Raw genomic sequence first — 22,117 nt, forward strand, 5'->3', positions numbered from 1 at the left:
CCGCCCGAACACAGCGGCCGGACCGCTTCTTACCGGTTTCTCACGTTCCGCATCACAGCTTGTCCAGTGGCCCACAGGTCCGCGGCGGCAGCTCACCCATACTTCCCCCATGCCGTTCACGCTCAGCCACGCCGCTGCCGTACTGCCCGGAATCCGCCGCGACGGAACAGCACGCGGACCGCTCCTCGCCTCGGCCCTCGTGGCCGGTTCGTTCGCCCCCGACATGACGTACTTCGCCGATACGGCCATCCCGGGCGCCATGGAGTTCGGACAGGTCACCCACTCGGTATGGGGCGTACTGACCGTGGACGTCCTGATCACCGCGGCCACGGTCGCCCTGTGGCTCCTGCTGCGCGAACCGCTGGTGGCGCTCCTGCCCCGGCACTGGCAAGGGCGTGTGCACGCCTGCGTACGAGGAACACGGCGCACACCCGCACAGGGGCCGCGCCCCCTCCGCGACGGTGCGCGGTTCGCCGCATCGGCCGTCATCGGAGCCGCCACGCACGTCGTCTGGGACGCGTTCACCCACCACGACCGGTGGGGCGTACGGCTGGTACCCGTCCTGGAAGGCGACGCCGCCGGATTCCCCGTGTTCACACTGGTGCAGTACGGCAGTTCGGCACTGGCCCTCACGGTCCTCGCGTGCTTCACCGTGTCGGCGCTGCGCCGGGCCGGTGCGCGTCCGGCGCCGGCAGCCGTACCGGCCCTGGACCGCCGGGCCCGATGGTGCGCCGGCGCCGCCATCGGGCTGTGCGTCCTGCTGGGCATCGTGCACCGCTGCGCCCGCTGGTACGCGTACCTCGGGCACATCGACACCCCGCTCGACATCATCCCCACCGCCTGCTTCGGAGCGGGCGCCGGACTGGCGGCCGGACTCGTGCTGTACGGGGCGTGGATGCGGCTGCGGGAGCGCAGCACCGGCGCACCGCAGCCGCCCGTCACCGGCCGGGCCCTGGACACGAGCCCGGCCGGCGACTGAGGAGACGGCGCCCCACAGGAGCGGGCGTCAGTGCGCGGCGGACTCCCAGTCCCGGCCCACACCGACCGATACGTCCAGCGGCGCCCGCAACCGCACCGCCGTCGACATCTCGTGGCGCAGGATCTTCTCCACCTGGTCCCGCTCACCCGCCGCGATCTCCAGCACGATTTCGTCGTGCACCTGGAGCAGCATCCGAGACGTCAGCTCCGCCTCGGTCAGCGCCCGGTCGACCTGAAGCATCGCGACCTTGACGATATCGGCGGCCGTGCCCTGGATCGGCGCGTTCAGCGCCATCCGCTCGGCCGTCTCGCGGCGCTGACGATTGTCGCTGTTCAGATCCGGCAGATAGCGGCGACGGCCGAAGACCGTCTCCGTGTAACCCGTCGCCCTGGCCTCCTCCACCACCCGGTGCAGATAGTCACGGACCCCGCCGAACCGCTCGAAGTAGGTGTCCATCAGACCGCGCGCCTCACCGGCCTCGATGTTCAGCTGCTGGGAGAGACCGAACGCGGACAGCCCGTACGCCAGTCCGTAACTCATGGCCTTGATCTTGCGCCGCATCTCCGGATCGACCGCCGGCTTCTCGACGCCGAAGACCTGCGAGGCAACCGTCGTATGCAGATCCTCACCCGAAGTGAACGCCTCGATCAGGCCCGCGTCCTGCGACAGATGAGCCATCACCCGCAGCTCGATCTGGCTGTAGTCCGCCGTCATCAGCGACTCGAAGCCCTCACCGACGACGAAGCCCCGGCGGATCGCCCGGCCCTCGTCCGTACGGACGGGGATGTTCTGCAGATTCGGGTCGGTGGACGACAGCCGGCCGGTCGCCGCCACAGTCTGGTTGAACGTGGTGTGGATACGGCCGTCCGCCGCGATCGTCTTCACCAGACCCTCGACCGTCACCCGCAGCTTCGCCTGCTCACGGTGGCGCAGCATGATCACCGGCAGCTCGTGCTCGGTCTGACCCGCCAGCCACGCCAGCGCGTCCGCGTCCGTGGTGAAACCGGTCTTGGTCTTCTTCGTCTTCGGCAGCCCCAGCTCCCCGAACAGAACCTCCTGGAGCTGCTTGGGCGAACCGAGATTGAACTCCCGGCCCACCGCGGCATGCGCCTCCGCCACCGCCTGCTGCACCGCAGCGGCGAACTGCTGCTCCATGCCCTCCAGATGGGCCCGGTCCGCCGCGATGCCGTGCCGCTCCAGACGCGCCAGCAGGATCGACGTCGGCAGCTCCATGTCATGCAGCAGCTCCGCCGCACCGACCTCCTTCAGCCGCGTCGTGAACGCGTCACCGAGATCGAGAACCGCACGGGCCTGCGCCATCAGCGCATCGGCCTCCGCCCGGTCGTCCGCACCGAACGCCAGCTGCCCGTCGGACGCCGCCGCCGGGGCCAGCTCCCGGCCCAGATACTCCACAGCGAGCGCGTCCAGCGCGAACGAACGCCGGCCCGGCTTGACGAGATAGGCCGCCAGCGCCGTGTCCATCGACACACCCTCGACCGACCAGCCGTGCTCCGGGAAGACCCGCATCGCACTCTTCGCGTTGTGCATGACCTTCGGCCGCCGCGCATCAGCGATCCACGCCGCGAACGCCTGCTCATCACCCTCGTCGAGCTGCGCCGGATCGAACCACGCCGCGGCGCCCCCCGCCGCGGCGAGCGCGATCTCGGTGACCGCGCCACTGCCCAGCGCCCACGTATCGACCGTGGCGACACCGAGCGGCACCCCGCCGTGCTCGGCCAGCCACGGGGCCAGCTCACCCGCACCCAGCACCGAACCGTCCAGCTCGACACCCGCGGCAGGCGCCGGAGCCTCGTCCTCCGCCTTGCCCGGATCCACCGCGAGCAGCCGCTCACGCAGGCTCGGATTACGGATCTCCAGCACATCGAGCACCCCGGTGACCGCCGTGCGGTCATACGGAGCACGCTCCAGATCGGCCGGGACCTTCGGCAGCTCCACATCGCGGACCATCTCCGTCAGCCGACGGTTCAGCCGCACCGCGTCCAGGTGATCGCGGAAATTCTGCCCCGCCTTCCCCTTGACCTCCTCCGCCCGCGCCACCAGCTCGTCGAACGAACCGAACTGGTTGATCCACTTCGCGGCCGTCTTCTCACCGACCCCCGGAATACCCGGAAGATTGTCCGACGGGTCACCGCGCAGCGCCGCGAAGTCCGGATACTGCTGCGGAGTGAGCCCGTACTTCTCCTCGACCTTCTCCGGAGTGAACCGCGTCAGCTCCGACACACCCTTGGTCGGGTACAGCACCGTCACGTTCTCCGTGATCAGCTGGAACGAGTCACGGTCGCCCGTGACGATCAGCACCTCGAACCCGGCCGCCTCCGCCTGCGTCGCCAGCGTCGCGATGACATCGTCCGCCTCGAAACCGTCGACCGCGAACCGGTCCGCGTGCATCGCGTCCAGCAGCTCACCGATCAGCTCGACCTGACCCTTGAACTCATCCGGAGTCTTCGACCGGTTCGCCTTGTACTCGGGAAACTCCTCGGAACGCCACGTCTTGCGCGACACATCGAACGCCACCGCGAAATGCGTCGGCGCCTCATCACGCAGCGTGTTCGCGAGCATCGACGCGAAGCCGTACACCGCGTTCGTCGGCTGCCCCGCCCCCGTCGTGAAATTCTCCGCAGGCAGCGCAAAGAACGCCCGGTACGCCAGGGAGTGCCCGTCCATCAGGAGCAGGCGCGGTCGGTTGTCTGCCGTCTTCTTCGATGCCGTCTCAGCCACGCCCCCGATCCTGCCACGTACCACTGACAATCCGGACCGGCGACAACCCCGGGCCGCCACCACCGCCGGGCCGCCCTCCCCCGCCACATGCCAGGATCGAAGGCGACGAATCACGCACAGCGGACCGCACACCGGCCCGCAGCCGGCTCAAAGGGGAGCACGATGGCCACCAAGCCGCCCACGGGAGACCCCGTCCAGGACGCACCGCACGTCGGACCGGCCCCGCACGCCGCCGCCGGACTGCCCGCCGTCGCCCACAGCCTGCGCATCTCCCACCAGCAGATGGGCATCCGCCGCACCGCGCAGACCCTCCTCAAGGTCAACCAGAAGGACGGCTTCGACTGCCCCGGCTGCGCCTGGCCCGAGGGCGGCAAACGGCACACCGCCGAATTCTGCGAGAACGGCGCCAAGGCCGTCGCCGAGGAAGCGACGCTGCGCCGCGTCACCCCGGACTTCTTCGCCGCACACCCCGTATCCGACCTCGCCACCCGCAGCGGCTACTGGCTCGGCCAGCAGGGCCGCATCACGCAGCCCATGTACCTGCCCGAAGGAGCCGACCGCTACGAGGCCGTGACCTGGGAGCGCGCCTTCGCCGTCATCGCCGAGGAACTCCGCGCACTCGCCTCCCCCGACGAAGCGCTCTTCTACACCTCCGGGCGCACCAGCAACGAAGCCGCGTTCCTGCTCCAGCTGTTCGCCCGCGAATACGGCACCAACAACCTGCCCGACTGCTCCAACATGTGCCACGAATCCTCCGGCTCGGCCCTCACCGAGACCATCGGCATCGGCAAGGGCTCCGTCTCCCTGGAAGACCTCCACCAGGCCGACCTGATCATCGTCGCCGGACAGAACCCCGGCACCAACCACCCCCGGATGCTCTCCGCACTGGAGAAGGCCAAGTCCGCAGGCGCGAAGATCATCTCGGTGAACCCGCTGCCCGAGGCCGGACTCGAACGCTTCAAGAACCCGCAGACCCCCCTCGGCATGGTCAGGGGCGCCGCCCTCAACGACCTGTTCCTCCAGATCCGCATCGGCGGCGACCAAGCCCTCTTCCGGCTCCTCAACAAAATGATCCTCGGCACCGAGGGCGCCGTCGACAAGAAATTCGTCGCCGAACACACCCACGGCTACGAGGAGTTCGCCGCAGCGGCAGCCGAAGCCGACTGGGAACAGACCCTCACCGCCACCGGCCTCGACCGCACCGCCATCGAAGAAGCCCTCGCCATGGTTCTCGCGTCGAAGCGCACCATCGTGTGCTGGGCCATGGGCCTCACCCAGCACAAACACTCCGTACCGACCATCCGCGAAGTCGTCAACTTCCTTCTGCTCCGCGGCAACATCGGCCGCCCCGGCGCCGGCGTCTGCCCCGTCCGCGGCCACTCCAACGTCCAGGGCGACCGCACCATGGGCATCTTCGAAAGGCCCGCACCCGCATTCCTCGACGCCCTCGACAAGGAATTCTCCATCACCTCACCGCGCCACCACGGCTACGACGTGGTCCGCTCCATCCAGGCCCTGCGCGACGGCGACGCCAAGGTCTTCTTCGCCATGGGCGGCAACTTCGTCGCCGCCACCCCCGACACCCACATCACCGAGGCCGCGATGCGCACCGCACGCCTCACCGTCCACGTCTCCACCAAACTCAACCGCTCCCACGCCGTCACCGGCACCCGCGCCCTGATCCTGCCCACCCTGGGCCGCACCGACAAGGACGTCCAGGCCGGCGGCAGACAGTTCGTCACCGTCGAGGACTCCATGAGCAAGGTGCACGCCTCCCGCGGCAACCTCACCCCCGCAAGCCCCCACCTGCTCTCCGAACCCGCCATCGTCGCCCGCCTCGCCCGCGCCGTACTCGGACCCGCCTCCACCACCCCCTGGGAAGCATTCGAGAACGACTACGCGACCATCCGCGACCGCATCTCCCGCGTCGTCCCCGGCTTCGAGAACTTCAACGCCCGCGTCGCCCACCCCGACGGATTCACCCTCCCCCACGGCCCCCGCGACGCCCGCCGCTTCCCCACCGCCACCGGCAGGGCCAACTTCACCGCCGCCCCCGTCGAGTACCCCGAACTCCCCGAAGGCCGCCTCCTGTTGCAGACCCTGCGCTCCCACGACCAGTACAACACCACCATCTACGGCCTCGACGACCGCTACCGCGGCATCAAGAACGGCCGCCGCGTCGTCCTCGTCAACCCCGACGACGCCGCCGCACTCGGCCTCACCGACGGCGCCCGCACCGACCTCGTCAGCGAATGGAAGGACGGAGTGGAACGACGCGCCCCCGGCTTCCGCATCGTCCACTACCCCACCGCCCGGGGCTGCGCCGCCGCCTACTACCCCGAGACCAATGTGCTGGTCCCCCTCGGCTCCACCGCCGACACCAGCAACACCCCCGCCAGCAAGTCCGTCGTGGTCCGCTTCGAGAACATCGGGTGACACCCCCCGGGACAGGCGCACTAAGCGCCCGCTCAGCCGTCTGATAAGAACAGTGCACACCACACAGAGCAGCGCCACACCACCGCAGACGATCGGAGCCGGACCCATGGGCGAGCACACCGCACCCAATTTCCCCCAGGAGATCATCGACGAGTACGCCGCCCTCGGCGTCGACCTGCCCGCCCTCTTCTCCGCAGGCCACCTCGGCGAACGCATGGGCGTACAGATCACCGAAGCCTCCGCGGACCGCGTCGTCGGCACCATGCCCGTCGAAGGCAACACCCAGCCCTACGGACTCCTGCACGGCGGCGCCTCCGCCGTCCTCGCCGAGACCCTCGGCTCCGTCGGCACCATGCTCCACGGCGGCGCCCACAAACTCGCCGTCGGCGTCGACCTGAACTGCACCCATCACCGAGGGGTACGAAACGGCCTCGTCACCGGCGTCGCCACCCCCGTACACCGCGGCCGCACCACCGCCACGTACGAAATCGTCATCACCGACGAAACCGGCAAACGCGTCTGCACCGCCCGCCTCACCTGCCTGCTCCGCGACGTACCCAAGGCCGACGCCCCCTGACCCCGCACCACCCGCACCACCCACCTGCCCGGCCGGATCCCCAATCCGGCCGGGCAGCGCCATACCCGGGCACAACACCCGCCCCACACACAGAACTTGCACAACACCGGCAGCCAACACCCTTGACCGCCCAACCCGTTCCGTGGCCCACTCATCAGCCACGCCCCCCTGCGCCCCCCACCACACCGCGTCGACCCCACCACCCCGGAAGTAACACTGCGTAACAAGTGCGCAATGTGAACCCCGCCCGACGCACCCCACACAACCCGGCCCCGCAGGCACCGGGCACCCCGCCGCGCCCTCCGGCACCCTCCCGCACCCCCCACCGCGCGACAGCACCAAGATCGGCTCAAGCCCCTTAACAGAGCTGCACGTTCTCAGCATGCGGTCACTTCACCGTCCGGTAAAAAGCCGTACATGTCCACACAGCCACCTCAAGCCTTGCTCAAGGGCATAACAAGACAGTCACATCCTGCTCCACCCCCATCCCCGACCCCCTTTCCTGCCCATAGAGTCACCGCCAGTCACCGCGCCGCCGGGCGCGTCTGCAGCACGGCCCTGTACCAACCAGTACGGCCCGGCGAACGACACGGCACCTCAAGCAGAGGAGGCCGCGCCAGGGAAAGGACCTTTCGTGCGACACCGTTCTTTGCTCATCCTCACCACAGTGCTCACCACAGGAGCACTGACACTCACCGCCTGCGGGTCGCGCGACGACGACAAGAACAACAGCAGCGGCGGCGGCGAGAACCAGACCGTCGTCATCGGCGTCGACGCACCCACCACCGGTGACCTGTCCGCCCTCGGCCTCGGCATCAAGAACTCCGCCGACCTCGCCGCGAAGACGGCGAACAAGGACAAGACCGTCCCGGGCATCACCTTCGAGATCCAGGCCCTCGACGACCAGGCCCAGCCCTCCGTCGGCCAGGTGAACGCCACCAAGTTCATCGACAACAAAAAGGTCCTCGGCGTCGTCGGCCCGCTGAACTCCGGCGTCTCCCAGTCGATGCAGAAGCCCCTCAACGACGCCGGCCTCACCCAGATCTCCCCCGCCAACACGGGCACCGAGCTGACCCAGGGCAACAACTGGAAGACCGGCGACAAGAAGCGCCCCTTCAAGACCTACTTCCGCACCGCCACCACGGACCAGATCCAGGGCGCCTTCGCCGCGAAGTACCTGTACAACAACGCGAAGATCAAGCAGGTCTACCTCATCGACGACCAGAAGCCCTACGGCGCCGGTCTCGCAGCCTCCTTCAAGGCGACGTTCACCGCACTCGGCGGCAAGATCGCCGGCTCCGACCACGTCAACCCCGACGACCGCGACTTCAACGCCGTCGTCACCAAGGTCAAGAAGTCCGGCGCCAAGGCCGTCTACTACGGCGGCGAGTACCCCGCCGGCGCACCCCTGAGCCAGCAGCTCAAGGACAGCGTCAAGATCCCCCTCATGGGCGGCGACGGCATGTACAGCGCCGACTACATCAAGCTCAACAAGAAGGCCCAGGGCGACATCGCCACCTCCGTCGGCAAGCCCGTCGAAGAGCTCGAGTCCGCCAAGAAGTTCATCGCGGACTACAAGACCGCCGGATACAAGGACGCCTACGAGGCCTACGGCGGCGGCACCTACGACGCCACCTGGTCCATCATCGAGGCCGTCAAGGCCGTCGTCGCAGCCAACGACGGCAAGCTCCCCGACGACGCCCGCGCCAAGGTCCTCGAAGCCGTCAGCAAGGTCAGCTTCGACGGCGTCACCGGCCCCGTCGCCTTCGACGAGTTCGGCGACACCACCAACACCATGATGACCGCCTACCAGGTCAACGGCGGCAAGTGGACGTCCAAGCTCAGCGAGGCCTACAAGCCGTAACAAGCTCCCCGGTCACGCACTGACTGACACCAGACCGCGCGGGAGCGCTACGAGCGCTCCCGCGCGGTGCCATATCCGAACCACTCCACGGAGGCCCTGCGGTGCACGAACTGCCGCAACAGCTGGCCAATGGACTCATCCTCGGCGCGATGTACGGACTCATCGCGATCGGATACACGATGGTCTACGGAATCATCCAGCTCATCAACTTCGCCCACGGCGAGATCTTCATGATCGGAGGCTTCGGGGCACTCACCGTGTACCTCTGGATGCCGGCCGGCGCCAACCTCCTCGCAATCGTCCCCCTCATGATCATCGGCGGCGTCATATGCTCCGTCGCCATCAGCGTCGCAGCCGAACGCTTCGCCTACCGGCCCCTGCGCACCGCCCCCAGACTCGCCCCGCTGATCACCGCGATCGGACTCTCCCTCGCACTCCAGCAGGCCATCTGGAAGTGGTACCCCGACGCCACGAAGGACCGCCCCTTCCCCCAGTTCAAGGGCGACGCCTTCGACCTCTTCGGCGCCCAGATCCAACGCGGTGACCTCTTCGTCCTCATCGCCGCACCCGTCTGCATGATCGCCCTCGGGCTCTTCGTCTCCAAGACCCGCTCCGGCCGCGGCATGCAGGCCACCAGCCAGGACCCCGACACCGCCAAACTCATGGGCATCAACACCGACCGCATCATCGTCATGGCCTTCGCCATCGGTGCCGCGTTCGCCGCCGTCGCCGCCGTCGCCTACGGGCTCAAGAACGGCCAGATCGGCTTCAAAATGGGCTTCCTCATGGGCCTCAAAGCCTTCACCGCAGCCGTACTCGGCGGCATCGGCAACATCTACGGCGCCATGCTCGGCGGCGTCGTACTCGGCGTCGCCGAATCCCTCGCCACCGGCTACATGAGCGACGTCCCCGGCATGGACCTCTTCGGCGGCGGCGCCTGGAAGGACGTATGGGCCTTCGTCCTCCTCATCGTCGTCCTCCTGCTCCGGCCCCAGGGCCTGCTCGGCGAACGCGTCGCGGACAGGGCGTGATACGGATGACCACCCAGAAAGCACTCATCCCCCTGCCCGCCCCCCTCGCCCGGATCGCCACCCTCGTCGGCGCCGCAGCAGCACTCACCGGCACCTTCCTCCCCTGGACCTGGACCTCCGAATTCCCCGGCGACCTCACCGTCACCGGCTACCCCGGCGGCCTCCAGATCCTCACCCTCACAGCCGCGATCCTCACCCTCCTCTTCACCCTCTGCGGATACGGCATCCGAGGCCTGCGCTGGCTCACCCCCGGCGGCACCAACAGCCCCGTCCGCCTCCTCGCCCTCGCCACCCTCGGCACCACCGGCTACACCATGGGCGCGATCTCCTACAAGCTCGGCGGCGCGGTCAACCTCGAACCCGGAGCCTGGATCAGCGGCATCGGCGCACTCATCGCCGTCCTCGCCGCCCTCGCACTCCCCAGCGACGAACCCCTCTCCGCCGACCAACCCCGGCCCGGCGCCTGGCAGCTCTTCCGCAACAGCCTCGCCGCCCCCGCCGCCGGCCGCGCCAAGGCCCTCCCCGCCTGGGGCGAAATCCTCATCATCGCCGCCGCCTTCGGCGCCGCGCTGTACTTCTTCACCTACGGGATCGACATCCCCACCGAAGAATCCGAACAGTTCATCGGCTTCCTCATCACCGCAGGCTTCACCTTCACCGCACTCACCCGGGCCGGACTCATCGCCCGCATCACCGCGCTGACCACGAAGCACCGCAACGTCACCCTCACCGCAGCCCTGGCCGCAGCCTTCTGCTTCCCCTTCACCCAGGACACCGCGGAATACGCCCTCATCGGCGCGAACATCCTCATCTTCGCCACCGTCGCACTCGGCCTCAACGTCGTCGTCGGCCTCGCAGGCCTCCTCGACCTCGGCTACGTCGCCTTCCTCGGAGTCGGCGCCTACACCGCCGCCCTCGTCTCCGGCGCACCCCTCTCCGCCATCGGCGTCCACTTCCCCTTCTGGGCCGCCGTACTCACCGGAGCAGTCGTCTCACTGATCTTCGGCGTCCTCATCGGCGCCCCCACCCTGAGACTGCGCGGCGACTACCTCGCCATCGTCACCCTCGGCTTCGGAGAGATCTTCCGCGTCACCGTCAACAACCTCAACGGCAACAGCGGACCCGACCTCACCAACGGCTCCCAGGGCATCCCCAGCATCCCCGACCTCAACCTCTTCGGGATCGACTTCGGACTCACCCACGAAATCGGCCCCTTCACCCTCAGCAGGCCCGCCAACTACTACCTGCTGATGCTCGTCGTCACCGCCGTAGTCGTCCTGGTCTTCCGCCGCTCCGGGGACTCCCGCATCGGCCGCGCCTGGGTCGCCATCCGCGAAGACGAAACCGCAGCCACCGCCATGGGCATCAACGCCTTCCGGCTCAAGCTCCTCGCCTTCGCCCTCGGCGCCACCCTCGCCGGACTCGCCGGAACCGTCCAGGCCCACGTCAACTACACCGTGACACCCGAGCAGTACCAGTTCGCCGGCTCCGTACCCCCGAACTCCGCCTTCCTCCTCGCCGCCGTCATCCTCGGCGGCATGGGAACCCTCAGCGGACCCTTCGTCGGCGCCGCACTGCTCTACCTCATCCCGGCCAAGCTGCAGTTCATGCAGGACTACCAGCTCTTCCTCTTCGGCATCGCACTCATCCTCCTGATGCGCTTCCGCCCCGAAGGCCTGGTCGCCGACCGCAGGAAACAGCTCGAATTCCACGAGAACGACGAGCCCATCGACGTACCCGAACCACGGCAGTCCCAGGACAGCGACGCCGGCATCGCGAAGGCGGGGGCGTGACCACCATGACCACCACCACGAAAACCGCGACCACCGTCCTGGACGCCAGCGGCGTCACCATGCGCTTCGGCGGACTCACCGCCGTACGAGGCGTCGACCTCACCGTCAACGCAGGCGAAATCGTCGGACTCATCGGCCCCAACGGCGCCGGCAAAACCACCTTCTTCAACTGCCTCACCGGCCTCTACGTCCCCACCGAAGGCAAGGTCAGCTACAAGGGCACCATCCTGCCCCCCAAGCCCCACCTCGTCACCAAGGCCGGCATCGCCCGCACCTTCCAGAACATCAGGCTCTTCGCCAACATGACCGTCCTGGAAAACGTCCTCGTCGGACGCCACACCAGAACCAAAGAAGGCCTCTGGTCAGCCCTCCTGCGCCTCCCCGGCTACACCAGGGCCGAGAACGGCAGCCGCGAACGCGCCATGGAACTCCTGGAGTTCATCGGCCTCCAGGACAAGGCCGACCACCTCGCGCGCAACCTCCCCTACGGAGACCAGCGCAAGCTGGAAATCGCCCGCGCCCTCGCCAGCGACCCCGGCCTCCTCCTCCTGGACGAGCCCACCGCAGGCATGAACCCCCAGGAAACCCGCGTCACCGAAGAACTCATCTTCGCCATCCGGGACCAGGGCATCGCCGTACTCGTCATCGAGCACGACATGCGCTTCATCTTCAACCTCTGCGACCGCGTCGCCGTCCTCGTCCAGGGCGAAAAGCTCGTCGAAGGCACCGCGGAAGTCGTCCAGGGAGACGAACGAGTCATCGCCGCCTACCTCGGCACCCCCTTCGAAGGCGCCCCCGGCGCCGAAGAAGTCGCCGAGGTCGAAGCAGCGGAAGCGGTCGCCGGAGCGGAAGCCGACACGGCCACCGCCACCACGAAGGACACCACCACCGAGGAGGAGGACACCCGATGACCGCACTGCTCGAGGTCGAGGACCTCCGCGTCGCCTACGGCAAGATCGAAGCCGTCAAAGGCATCTCCTTCACCGTCGACGCCGGCCAGGTGGTCACCCTCATCGGCACCAACGGCGCCGGCAAGACCACCACCCTGCGCACCCTCTCCGGACTGCTCAAACCCATCGGCGGCCGCATCCTCTTCGAGGGCAAACCGCTCACCAACATCCCCGCACACAAGATCGTCTCCCTGGGCCTCGCCCACTCCCCCGAGGGCCGCCACATCTTCCCCCGGCTGACGATCACCGAGAACCTCCTCCTCGGCGCCTACCTCCGCAACGACAAGGCAGGCATCGAGAAGGACATCCAGCGCGCCTACGACCTCTTCCCCATCCTCGGGGAACGCCGGAAGCAGGCCGCCGGAACCCTCTCGGGCGGCGAACAGCAGATGCTCGCCATGGGACGCGCCCTCATGTCCCAGCCCAAACTGCTCATGCTCGACGAACCCTCCATGGGCCTCTCCCCGATCATGATGCAGAAGATCATGGAGACCATCGTCGAACTCAAGGCCTCGGGCACCACGATCCTGCTCGTCGAGCAGAACGCCCAGGCAGCCCTCTCCCTCGCGGACCAGGGCCACGTCATGGAGATCGGCAAGATCGTCCTCTCCGGCACCGGAGCGGACCTCCTCCACGACGAGTCCGTCCGCAAGGCCTACCTCGGCGAGGACTGACCCGCACACACGAAAAAGGCCCGCGCCCCGGACGCTCTGCTCCGGGACGCGGGCCTTCTTCATGTACGAGTACGAGTACGGCTACTCCGCCGCCCGCTTCTTCTCCTCGGCGTCCTCGATCAACGCCTCCGCCAGCTGCTGCATCGACAACCGCCGGTCCATCGACGTCTTCTGGATCCACCGGAACGCGGCGGGCTCGGAGAGGCCGTAGTCCGTCTGCAGAATGCTCTTCGCCCGGTCCACGAGCTTCCGTGTCTCCAGCCGCTGCGACAGGTCGGCGACCTCGCCCTCCAGCGCCTTCAGCTCCGCGAACCGCGACACCGCCATCTCGATGGCCGGCACCACGTCGCTCTTGCTGAACGGCTTCACGAGGTACGCCATCGCCCCGGCGTCCCGGGCCCGCTCGACGAGGTCGCGCTGCGAGAACGCGGTGAGCATCAGGACGGGCGCGATGGACTCCTCCGCGATCTTCTCGGCTGCGGAGATCCCGTCGAGGATCGGCATCTTCACATCGAGGATGACGAGGTCGGGCTTGTGCTCCCGGGCCAGCTCGACCGCCTGCTGCCCATCCCCGGCCTCGCCGACGACCGCGTAGCCCTCCTCCTCCAGCATCTCTTTGAGGTCGAGGCGGATGAGCGCCTCGTCCTCGGCGATGACGACGCGAGTCGTCAGCGGCGGGACGTGCGACTTGTCGTCGTCGGCGACGGGCTGGGGCGACTCGGGGGTGGTCACGGGGCTCCTTGGTTCAGGGCAGGTACTGCTGCGAAGCAGCCTACCTACCTGCTCTGCGCTTCTGTTACCAGGTACACTTCTGACCGGTTGCCAAGCCGGGTTGGCGCAATTGGCTGACGCGGAGGTCTCAAACACCTCTGTCCGAAAGGACATGTGGGTTCGAATCCCATACCCGGCACCATTCCGATAAGCGGATGTTCACGTTCTCGTGAACATCCGCTTTTCGTTGCATGCGGTCGGGTCCAATCACCCATCGTAGTTGCGTGAACTTCCACGGAACGGAAATGCGACAGAAAGCTCTCACCCTCCTCCGGGGTGGGGCACGGAACGCGGACGTGGCACGGAAGCTGAACGTACCGGCAGGCACGATCAGCTATTGGAAGCACATGGACCGCGCCAAGCGCGGCGAGTGTCCCGGCCGCCATCTCTCCCTCTGCCCTCGATGCGACGGCGAGCTGGACCAAGCCGCCTACGCTTACCTTCTCGGCCTCTACCTCGGCGATGGACACATCATCCAGAACAGAGCCATGAAGACGCCCAGCCTGTCCGTCACCTGCGCCGATTCATGGCCCGGCCTCATGGACCAGTGCGAGAGCGCGATGCGCACCGTCTTCCCCGAGAACTCCGTGTGCCGAGTGCGCCGCAAGGGGTGCCACGAGGTGAAGATGTACTCGAAGCATCTGTGGTGCCTCTTCCCTCAGCACGGCCCCGGCAGAAAACACGAACGCCTCATCGCCCTCGCCCCTTGGCAGCAGGAAATCGTCGACGCCCACCCCTGGGACTTCATCCGCGGCCTCATCCACTCCGACGGATGCCGGAACATGAACTGGACCACCAGGATGGTCGGCGGCGTGCGAAAGCGGTACGAGTACCCCCGGTACTGGTTCACCAACGTCTCGGACGACATCCGGCGGCTCTACACCGACACCCTCGACAAGCTCGGCATCGAGTGGACGCACTGCACGCGCGCGGGCAAGGAGTACAACATCTCCGTCGCCCGACGGGCATCCGTAGCGCTCATGGATGCACACGTCGGGCCGAAATACTGAGCGTGCCCCCTACTTCGGGCTGTCGTCCTCGCCGATGTGGTGCACGCGCACCAGGTTGGTCGAGCCGGCGACGCCCGGCGGGGAGCCGGCCGTGATGACCACCACGTCACCCTTCTGACACCGGCCGATCTTCAACAGCTCCTCGTCGACCTGCGCCACCATCGCATCCGTCGAGTCCACGTGCGGACCCAGGAACGTCTCCACGCCCCACGTCAGGTTCAGCTGCGAGCGGGTGGCCGGGTCCGGGGTGAAGGCGAGCAGCGGGATGGGTGAGCGGTAGCGGGAGAGGCGTTTGACCGTGTCGCCGCTCTGGGTGAAGGCGACCAGGAACTTCGCGCCGAGGAAGTCGCCCATCTCCGCTGCCGCGCGGGCGACCGCGCCGCCCTGGGTGCGGGGTTTGTTGCGTTCGGTGAGCGGCGGGAGGCCCTTGGCGAGGATGTCCTCCTCGGCTGCTTCGACGATGCGGGACATCGTGCGGACCGTTTCGATGGGGTATTTGCCGACGCTGGTCTCGCCGGAGAGCATCACGGCGTCGGTGCCGTCGATGACGGCGTTGGCGACGTCGGAGGCTTCGGCGCGGGTGGGGCGGGAGTTGTCGATCATCGAGTCGAGCATCTGGGTGGCGACGATGACCGGCTTGGCGTTGCGCTTGGCGAGTTTGATGGCGCGCTTCTGGACGATCGGGACCTGTTCCAGGGGCATTTCGACGCCGAGGTCGCCTCGGGCGACCATGATGCCGTCGAAGGCGGCGACGATGTCGTCGATGTTCTCGACGGCCTGGGGTTTTTCGACTTTGGCGATGACGGGGAGGCGGCGGCCTTCCTCGTCCATGATGCGGTGGACGTCCTCGATGTCGCGTCCGCTGCGGACGAAGGAGAGGGCGATGATGTCGGCGCCGGTGCGCAGGGCCCAGCGGAGGTCGTCGATGTCTTTTTCGGAGAGGGCGGGGACGGAGACGGCGACGCCGGGGAGGTTGAGTCCCTTGTGGTCGGAGACCATGCCGCCTTCGATGACGGTGGTGTGGACGCGGGGGCCGTCGATTTCGGTGACTTCGAGGGTGACGCGGCCGTCGTCGATGAGGATGCGTTCGCCGGTGGTGACGTCGGCGGCGAGGCCGGTGTAGGTGGTGCCGCAGGTGTTGCGGTCGCCTTCCATGGGTTCGACGGTGATGGTGAAGTCGTCGCCGCGTTCAAGGAGTACGGGTCCTTCGCGGAAGCGTCCGAGGCGGATCTTCGGGCCTTGAAGGTCGGCGAGGATGCCGACGCTGCGTCCGGCCTCGTCGGATGCTTTGCGTACGCGGTGGTATCGCTCTTCGTGTTCGGCGTAGGTGCCGTGGCTGAGGTTGAGGCGGGCGATGTCCATTCCCGCGTCGACCAGGGCTTTGATCTGGTCGTATGTGTCGGTGGCGGGTCCTAGGGTGCAAACGATTTTTGCTCGGCGCATGGTTTGAGCCTAGACCTTACCTACGGGTAGTTAATTGGCTGCGCATGACTGCTCAACCACCTTTGGGTGAAGGGTTATTGACAAGTGTTGAATTGTGCGGCGTTGCGCTCGGATGAGCATTCGGGTGGGGGTTTCAGAGTTTTGGTGGGGTCATGATGAATCGGGCGTTCACCTGGGCGTGGACGGTCTGTTGCTGGGGTTCGAGGTCGAGGGCGGGGGCGGCGTCGGGGGCTGCTCCGGCCGGTGCGGGGAGTGCGCCGCCGTAGGCGCTGCGGGCGTAGGCGGGGGGTGGGGTGTTCTCCGCGCCGAGGTCGGCGAGTTCGACGAGGGCTGCGAGTTGGGCGCCGAGGGCGGCGGCGTATTCGCGGGCGCGTTGGACGGCTTCGTGTACGGCTTGGCGGCGGGCTTCGCCGTGGGCGGGTGAGTCGGGGCGCAGGGCCCACCAGGGGCCGTCGATGCGGGTCATGTCGAGGTCGCCGATGCGGGTGGTGAGTTCGCCGAGTGCGGTGAAGTCGTTGAGTACGGCGGTGATGTGGACGCGGCCGTGGTAGGCGCGGACTTTCTCGTCGCGGCCGCGTTGGTGGAGTTCGGGGGTGATGGAGAGGGCGCCGGTTTCGAGTTCTTCGATGGCTTCTCCGTAGCTGCGGGCGAGTTCGAGGACGGTGGTGTTGCGTCGGGTGAGGTCTTCGAGGGCGGCGCGGCGGTCTTTTCCGCGGGCGCTGACGGTGATGGAGAGGCGGGCGGTTTCGGGGTCGAACTGGAGGCGGGCTTCTCCGCGGACGGCGAGGCGGGGTTGGTCGGGGGTGCCGTAGGGCTGTGTGGTGTCGGTCATGGGTTCACTGTGGCACTTGGGTGTGACAGTGAGTGGTCATCGGATGGAAACCTGTTGGGGGTGTTGCCGGGGGTGGTGTGTGGGTGATTATCTACGCGCGTTGTCCGCGCGTGCGTGGGATCTACGCGCGTTGTGTGCGGACAAGGACTGTGTGCACGGAGTGACTGAGATGTGGGAGACGAGATGCCGCTGAACCGAAGGACGTTCCTGGGCACATCGGCCGCGGCCGGTGCGGGTGTGGCGATGGCGGGGGGTGCCGCGGTGCCGGCCGAGGCGCATGGCCACGGGCACGGGCACGGGCGTCCGCAGAAGCGGTATTCGTTCACCGTGATGGGGACGACGGACCTGCATGGGAATGTCTTCAACTGGGACTACTTCACGGACAAGGAGTTCGACGACAAGGCTCACAACGATGTCGGTCTGGCGAAGATCTCGACGTTGGTGGACCAGGTGCGCCGGGAGAAGGGCCGTCACAACACGCTGATGATCGATGCGGGTGACACGATCCAGGGCACGCAGTTGTCGTATTACTACGCGAAGATCGATCCGATCACGGCGAAGCGTGGGCCGGTGCATCCGATGGCTCAGGCGATGAACGCGATCGGTTATGACGCGGCGGCGCTCGGGAACCATGAGTTCAACTACGGGATTCCGGTGCTGCGGAAGTTCGAGGAGCAGTGCGACTTCCCGTTGCTGGGCGCGAATGCGCTGGATGCGAAGACGTTGAGGCCGGCGTTCGCGCCGTATGTGATCAAGAGGCTTCGTACGCCGCACGGGCGGGATGTGAAGGTGGCGATTCTGGGGCTGACGAACCCGGGGATCGCAATCTGGGACAAGGCGAATGTGGGCGGGAAGATGGTGTTCCCGGGCCTGGAGGAGCAGGCGGCGAAGTATGTGCCGCGGCTTCGTTCGATGGGCGCGGATGTGGTGATCGTTTCGGCGCATTCGGGGAACAGCGGGACGTCTTCGTACGGTGATCAGATTCCGTATGTGGAGAATGCCGCGGGTCTGGTGGCGGAGCAGGTGCCGGGGATCGATGCGATTCTGGTGGGTCATGCGCATCTGGAGATTCCCGAGTATTTCGTGGAGAACAAGCAGACCGGTAAGAAGGTTGTGCTGTCCGAGCCGTTGAAGTGGGGGCAGCGGCTGACGTTGTTCGACTTCGATCTGGTGTGGGAGAAGGGCCGCTGGGTGGTCGAGAAGGCCGGTTCGCAGGTGCTGAACTCGAACACGGTGGCTGAGGACCCGAAGATCACGGGGATGCTGGCGGATGAGCACAAGAAGGTTGTGGCGTACGTCAACCAGGTGATCGGTACGTCGACTGCGGCGATGACGACGGCCGAGGCGGCGTGGAAGGACGAGCCGATCATCGATCTGATCAATGTCGTTCAGGCGGAGACGGTGAAGGCTGCGTTGGCGGGTGGCGAGTATGCGGCGCTGCCGGTGTTGTCGCAGGCGTCGTGTTTCTCGCGTACGGCGCAGATTCCGGCGGGCAATGTGACGATCAAGGATGCGGCGGGTCTGTATCCGTTCGAGAACACGCTTGAGGCGCGGTTGCTGACGGGTGCGCAGATCAAGGATTATCTGGAGTTCTCGGCACGGTATTACGTGCAGACGGCTGCGGGTGCTCCGGTGGATACGGCGAAGCTGACGAACGCTGACAGTACTCCGGATTACAACTATGACGCGGTGTCGGGTCTGACGTATGACATCGACATCGCGAAGCCGAATGGTTCGCGGATCGTGGGTCTGTCGTTCGGGGGGAAGGCGATTGATCCGGCGGCGCAGTTCGTGCTGGCGGTGAATAATTACCGGGCGAGTGGTGGGGGTAACTTCCCGCATGTGCCTGGTGCGAAGCAGTTGTGGGCGAATTCGGAGGAGATCCGGAACACGATTATTTCGTGGGTGCAGGCGAAGGGTTCGGTGGATGGTGCGCAGTTCGCTTCGGTGGACTGGCGGCTGACGCGTGACGGTGTGCCGGTGTTCTAGCCGGGTGTGTCCGCCGGTGTGCTGTGTGGGTTTTCTCGCCGGTGTTCGGGTGGATGTGTTGTGTGGGGCGGCCGTTCTCCTTCCCTTGTGGGGGGTGGGCGGCCGCCTTTGGTGTGTCCGGGGGCGGGTGTCAGTTGCTTTGGACGAGGGGGGTGAGGGTGGGGTTCTGGGTGGGGATGGCGGGGTGGGGGGTGAGGCCGAAGGTGGTGAAGGCGGTGCGTTGTGGGAGGGGGTAGGGGGTGGTGCCGGTGAGGTTGTTGAGGATGGTGGCGCTGCGCCAGGCGGCGAGGCCGAGGTCGGGGGCGCCGACGCCGTGGGTGTGGCGTTCGGCGTTCTGTACGTAGATGTTGCCGGTGATGGTGGGGTCGAGGTCGAGGCGGTACTGGTCGTCGATGCGGGGGCGGCCTGAGGTGTCGCGGCGCAGGTGGGTGCCGAGGCTGTCGAGGATCTGGTCGAGGGGGCGTTCGCGGTAGCCGGTGGCGAGGATGACGGCGTCGGTGGTGAGGCGGGTGCGGGTGCCTTGCTGGGTGTGTTCGAGGTGGAGTTCGACGCGGGTGGTGGCGACGCGGCCTGCGGTGCGTACGGCGACGCCGGGGGTGAGGGTGGCGTCGGGCCAGCCGCCGTGGAGGGTGCGGCGGTAGAGCTCGTCGTGGATGGCGGTGATGGTGTCGTGGTCGATGCCTTTGTGGAGTTGCCATTGGTGGGGGACGAGTGCGTCGCGTACGGGTTCGGGGAGGGCGTGGAAGTAGCGGGTGTAGTCGGGGGTGAAGTGTTCGAGGCCGAGTTTGGAGTACTCCATGGGGGCGAAGGCGGGGGTGCGGGCGAGCCAGTGGAGTTTTTCGTGGCCGGCGGGGCGGGCGCGCAGGAGGTCGAGGAAGATTTCGGCGCCTGATTGTCCTGAGCCGATGACGGTGATGTGTTCGGCGTCGAGGAGTTGTTGTCGGTGGTGGAGGTAGTCGGCGGAGTGGATGACGGGGACGGTTCCGGCGTCGGCGAGGGGTTTGAGGGGTTCGGGGATGTGGGGTTCGGTGCCGATGCCGAGGGCGATGTGGCGGGTGTGGGCGCGGCCGAGGGCTTCGGCTTCTCCGTCGGTGTCGAGTTGGGTGTAGTCGACTTCGAAGTGGGCGTGTTGGGGGTTCCAGCGGATGGCGTCGACTTGGTGGCCGAAGTGGAGGCTGGGGAGTTGTCCGCTGACCCAGCGGCAGTAGGCGTCGTATTCGGCGCGTTGGATGTGGAAGCGCTCGGCGAAGTAGAAGGGGTAGAGGCGGTCGCGGGTGCGTAGGTAGTTGAGGAAGGTCCAGGGGCTGGTGGGGTCGGCGAGGGTGACGAGGTCGGCGAGGAAGGGGACTTGGAGGCTGGCGCCGTCGATGAGGAGGCCGGGGTGCCAGTGGAAGGCGGGGCGTTGTTCGTAGAACGTGGCGTTGATGGGTGTGGGGAGGCCGTGGGTGAGGGCGGCGAGGGAGAGGTTGAAGGGGCCGATGCCGATGCCGACGAGGTCGTGTGGCTGGTTGGTTTCGGGGGTGGGCCGGTCGGTCATCGGGGTGTGCTGCCTTCCTTGAGTTCTGTGGCGAGGTGGGTGACGAGGGTGAGGAGTCGGTTGAGGTCGTGGGGGGTGGTGTGGGGGTTGAGGAGGGTGGCTTTGAGCCAGAGGTGGCCGTGGGTGTGGGTGCGGCCGAGTACGGCGTGGCCTCGGGTGAGGAGGGTGCGGCGGATGGTGGCGACGGTGTGGTCGTCGGCGGCTGTGGGGCGGAAGAGGACGGTGGTGATGGTGGGGCGGTCGTAGAGGTCGAGGGTGGGGTTTTGGGTGATGAGGTCGGCGAGGTGGTGGGCGGCGGCGCAGGTGCGGTCGATGAGGTCGGCGAGTCCGGTGCGGCCGAGTGCTTGGAGGGTGACGGCGATTTTGAGTGCGTCGGGGCGGCGGGTGGTGCGCAGGGAGCGGCCGAGGAGGTCGGGGAGGCCGGCTTCGGTGTCGTCGTCGGCGTTGAGGTAGGGGGCGTGGTGGTGGAGTGGGTGGAGGTGGTGGTGGTCGGGGACGGCGAGGATGCCTGCTGATGCGGGTTGCCAGCCGAGTTTGTGCAGGTCGAGGGTGACGCTGTGGGCGCGGTCGAGGCCGTTGAGTTTGTTGCGGTGGGTGGGGCTGAGGAGGAGGGGTCCGCCGTAGGCGGCGTCGATGTGGAGTTCGGCGCCGTGGTGGGTGCAGAGGTCGGCGATGTCGGTGAGGGGGTCGATCTGGCCGGTGTCGGTGGTGCCTGCGGTGGCGGTGACGAGGGTGGGGCCTTGGTGTCGGGTGAGGGTGTCGTGGAGTGCGGTGAGGTCGATGGTGCCGGTGGGGGCGGGGATGGTGAGGGGGGTGGGGAGGCCGAGGAGCCAGGCGGCGCGGGTGATGCTGTGGTGGGCGTTGGTGCCGGTGATGGTCTGGATGGGTCCGTGGCGTTCGCGGGCGAGGAGCAGGGCGAGTTGGTTGGCTTCGGTGCCGCCGGTGGTGACGAGGGCGTCGGGTGTGGGGTGGTGGGGGTAGATCTCGGCGGCGAGGGCTTGGGTGGTGGCGGCTTCGAGGGTGGAGGCGGCGGGTGCTTGGTCCCAGGAGTCCATGGAGGGGTTGAGGGCGGAGGCGGCGAGGTCGGCGGCGGTGGCGAGGGCGAGGGGTGGGGTGTGGAGGTGGGCAGCGCAGAGGGGGTCTGCGGGGTCTGCGGCGCCTTCGGTGAGGGCGCGGATGAGGGTGGCGAGGGCGTGGTGTGCGCCGGTTCCGTGTTCGGGGATGACGGGGTCGAGGGTGGTGCGCATGTGGTGGGTGACGGTGTCGGGTCCGCCTGCGGGGAGGGGGCCGTCGCGGCGGCGGGCGCCTTCCTGGAGTGCGGTGAGGACGGTGTCGATGAGGGGGCGCAGGGCGGTGGGGCCTGTGGTGGAGCCGGCGAGGGGTGGTGTGGGCATGGGTGGGTGGCCCTTCGGGTGCACACGGGTGGATACGCCAGCTTGTCCGGGTTTCTGGGGGCGGGGCCGGTGAGCTCGGTGATCTGAACTCGAAAGGG

At 67.5% G+C, this 22,117-nt stretch carries 16 protein-coding genes and 1 tRNA gene; 11 read left to right on the forward strand and 6 right to left on the reverse strand.

The features are described 5' to 3' along the window. Nucleotides 1-109 precede the first annotated feature (109 nt). A complete protein-coding gene (locus OG782_RS08795) occupies nt 110-979 on the forward strand; it encodes a DUF4184 family protein (RefSeq protein ID WP_406449019.1) in 870 nt (289 codons plus the stop codon). 27 nt (nt 980-1,006) lie between these two features. Here the strand turns inward: OG782_RS08795 and polA are convergent, their stop codons facing one another. After that, nucleotides 1,007-3,718, reverse strand: a complete 2,712-nt coding sequence (polA, locus tag OG782_RS08800) for a DNA polymerase I (RefSeq protein ID WP_406449021.1) — start codon at nt 3,716-3,718, stop codon at nt 1,007-1,009. A 162-nt stretch (nt 3,719-3,880) separates the two neighbouring features. Here polA and OG782_RS08805 point away from each other — a divergent pair, with 162 nt between their 5' ends. The 7 genes from OG782_RS08805 (at nt 3,881) to OG782_RS08835 (ending at nt 13,043) form a co-directional block, all read left to right on the forward strand. Next, nucleotides 3,881-6,154, forward strand: coding sequence for an FdhF/YdeP family oxidoreductase (locus tag OG782_RS08805; RefSeq protein WP_406449023.1), 2,274 nt, complete (start codon nt 3,881-3,883; stop codon nt 6,152-6,154). 106 nt (nt 6,155-6,260) lie between these two features. Then, the gene (locus OG782_RS08810; RefSeq protein WP_406458931.1) at nt 6,261-6,731 is read left to right on the forward strand and encodes a PaaI family thioesterase; all 471 of its coding nucleotides are present in this window, start codon (nt 6,261-6,263) and stop codon (nt 6,729-6,731) included. 649 nt (nt 6,732-7,380) lie between these two features. Further along, entirely contained in the window at nt 7,381-8,595 is a 1,215-nt protein-coding gene (locus OG782_RS08815) for a branched-chain amino acid ABC transporter substrate-binding protein (RefSeq protein ID WP_406458933.1), read from the forward strand. A gap of 101 nt (nt 8,596-8,696) precedes the next feature. After that, nucleotides 8,697-9,626 carry a branched-chain amino acid ABC transporter permease gene (locus OG782_RS08820; protein ID WP_406449025.1) on the forward strand — a complete coding sequence of 310 codons (930 nt, stop codon included), beginning with the start codon at nt 8,697-8,699 and terminating at the stop codon, nt 9,624-9,626. Between the two features lie 5 nt (nt 9,627-9,631). Further along, nucleotides 9,632-11,419, forward strand: a complete 1,788-nt coding sequence (locus OG782_RS08825; protein ID WP_406449027.1) for a branched-chain amino acid ABC transporter permease — start codon at nt 9,632-9,634, stop codon at nt 11,417-11,419. 5 nt (nt 11,420-11,424) lie between these two features. Then, nucleotides 11,425-12,330 carry an ABC transporter ATP-binding protein gene (locus tag OG782_RS08830; protein WP_406458935.1) on the forward strand — a complete coding sequence of 302 codons (906 nt, stop codon included), beginning with the start codon at nt 11,425-11,427 and terminating at the stop codon, nt 12,328-12,330. Further along, on the forward strand, nt 12,327-13,043 hold the full coding sequence (locus tag OG782_RS08835; RefSeq protein WP_406449029.1) for an ABC transporter ATP-binding protein: 717 nt from the start codon (nt 12,327-12,329) through the stop codon (nt 13,041-13,043). Before OG782_RS08830 ends, OG782_RS08835 begins: the two co-directional genes overlap by 4 nt. A gap of 81 nt (nt 13,044-13,124) precedes the next feature. On the opposite strand, the gene OG782_RS08840 is transcribed toward OG782_RS08835, so the two are convergent. Continuing rightward, entirely contained in the window at nt 13,125-13,775 is a 651-nt protein-coding gene (locus OG782_RS08840) for an ANTAR domain-containing response regulator (protein WP_406449031.1), read from the reverse strand. Between the two features lie 94 nt (nt 13,776-13,869). On the opposite strand from OG782_RS08840, the gene OG782_RS08845 reads away from it, so the two are divergent. Together OG782_RS08845 and OG782_RS08850 are read left to right on the forward strand one after the other, a co-directional pair. Continuing rightward, a tRNA-Leu gene (locus OG782_RS08845) sits at nt 13,870-13,956 on the forward strand. 82 nt (nt 13,957-14,038) lie between these two features. Further along, nucleotides 14,039-14,824 carry a helix-turn-helix domain-containing protein gene (locus OG782_RS08850; protein ID WP_406449033.1) on the forward strand — a complete coding sequence of 262 codons (786 nt, stop codon included), beginning with the start codon at nt 14,039-14,041 and terminating at the stop codon, nt 14,822-14,824. A 9-nt stretch (nt 14,825-14,833) separates the two neighbouring features. Here OG782_RS08850 and pyk read toward each other — a convergent pair whose 3' ends face one another. Together pyk and OG782_RS08860 are read right to left on the reverse strand one after the other, a co-directional pair. Continuing rightward, nucleotides 14,834-16,267, reverse strand: coding sequence for a pyruvate kinase (pyk, locus tag OG782_RS08855; RefSeq protein ID WP_406449035.1), 1,434 nt, complete (start codon nt 16,265-16,267; stop codon nt 14,834-14,836). A 133-nt stretch (nt 16,268-16,400) separates the two neighbouring features. Further along, on the reverse strand, nt 16,401-17,099 hold the full coding sequence (locus OG782_RS08860; RefSeq protein WP_406449037.1) for an SIMPL domain-containing protein: 699 nt from the start codon (nt 17,097-17,099) through the stop codon (nt 16,401-16,403). A gap of 183 nt (nt 17,100-17,282) precedes the next feature. On the opposite strand from OG782_RS08860, the gene OG782_RS08865 reads away from it, so the two are divergent. Then, nucleotides 17,283-19,088, forward strand: a complete 1,806-nt coding sequence (locus OG782_RS08865) for a bifunctional metallophosphatase/5'-nucleotidase (protein WP_406458937.1) — start codon at nt 17,283-17,285, stop codon at nt 19,086-19,088. 130 nt (nt 19,089-19,218) lie between these two features. Here the strand turns inward: OG782_RS08865 and OG782_RS08870 are convergent, their stop codons facing one another. Both OG782_RS08870 and OG782_RS08875 read right to left on the reverse strand, forming a co-directional pair. Next, on the reverse strand, nt 19,219-20,625 hold the full coding sequence (locus OG782_RS08870) for a lysine N(6)-hydroxylase/L-ornithine N(5)-oxygenase family protein (RefSeq protein WP_406449039.1): 1,407 nt from the start codon (nt 20,623-20,625) through the stop codon (nt 19,219-19,221). Next, nucleotides 20,622-22,019 carry a pyridoxal phosphate-dependent decarboxylase family protein gene (locus tag OG782_RS08875; protein ID WP_406449041.1) on the reverse strand — a complete coding sequence of 466 codons (1,398 nt, stop codon included), beginning with the start codon at nt 22,017-22,019 and terminating at the stop codon, nt 20,622-20,624. Before OG782_RS08875 ends, OG782_RS08870 begins: the two co-directional genes overlap by 4 nt. Between the last annotated feature and the right edge of the window lie 98 nt (nt 22,020-22,117).

Origin of the sequence: Streptomyces sp. NBC_00876 (assembly GCF_045207435.1) — a bacterium.
Classification (GTDB): Bacteria; Actinomycetota; Actinomycetes; order Streptomycetales; family Streptomycetaceae; genus Streptomyces.

Bases quoted from the DNA above. Each gene is read 5' to 3' on its own strand.
- OG782_RS08810 (WP_406458931.1), top strand. From the start codon at position 6,261: ATGGGCGAGCACACCGCACCCAATTTCCCCCAGGAGATCATCGACGAG.
- OG782_RS08870 (WP_406449039.1), bottom strand. From the start codon at position 20,625: ATGACCGACCGGCCCACCCCCGAAACCAACCAGCCACACGACCTCGTC.
- OG782_RS08875 (WP_406449041.1), bottom strand. From the start codon at position 22,019: ATGCCCACACCACCCCTCGCCGGCTCCACCACAGGCCCCACCGCCCTG.
- OG782_RS08795 (WP_406449019.1), top strand. From the start codon at position 110: ATGCCGTTCACGCTCAGCCACGCCGCTGCCGTACTGCCCGGAATCCGC.
- OG782_RS08835 (WP_406449029.1), top strand. From the start codon at position 12,327: ATGACCGCACTGCTCGAGGTCGAGGACCTCCGCGTCGCCTACGGCAAG.
- OG782_RS08825 (WP_406449027.1), top strand. From the start codon at position 9,632: ATGACCACCCAGAAAGCACTCATCCCCCTGCCCGCCCCCCTCGCCCGG.
- OG782_RS08805 (WP_406449023.1), top strand. From the start codon at position 3,881: ATGGCCACCAAGCCGCCCACGGGAGACCCCGTCCAGGACGCACCGCAC.
- pyk (WP_406449035.1), bottom strand. From the start codon at position 16,267: ATGCGCCGAGCAAAAATCGTTTGCACCCTAGGACCCGCCACCGACACA.
- OG782_RS08865 (WP_406458937.1), top strand. From the start codon at position 17,283: ATGCCGCTGAACCGAAGGACGTTCCTGGGCACATCGGCCGCGGCCGGT.
- OG782_RS08830 (WP_406458935.1), top strand. From the start codon at position 11,425: ATGACCACCACCACGAAAACCGCGACCACCGTCCTGGACGCCAGCGGC.
- OG782_RS08860 (WP_406449037.1), bottom strand. From the start codon at position 17,099: ATGACCGACACCACACAGCCCTACGGCACCCCCGACCAACCCCGCCTC.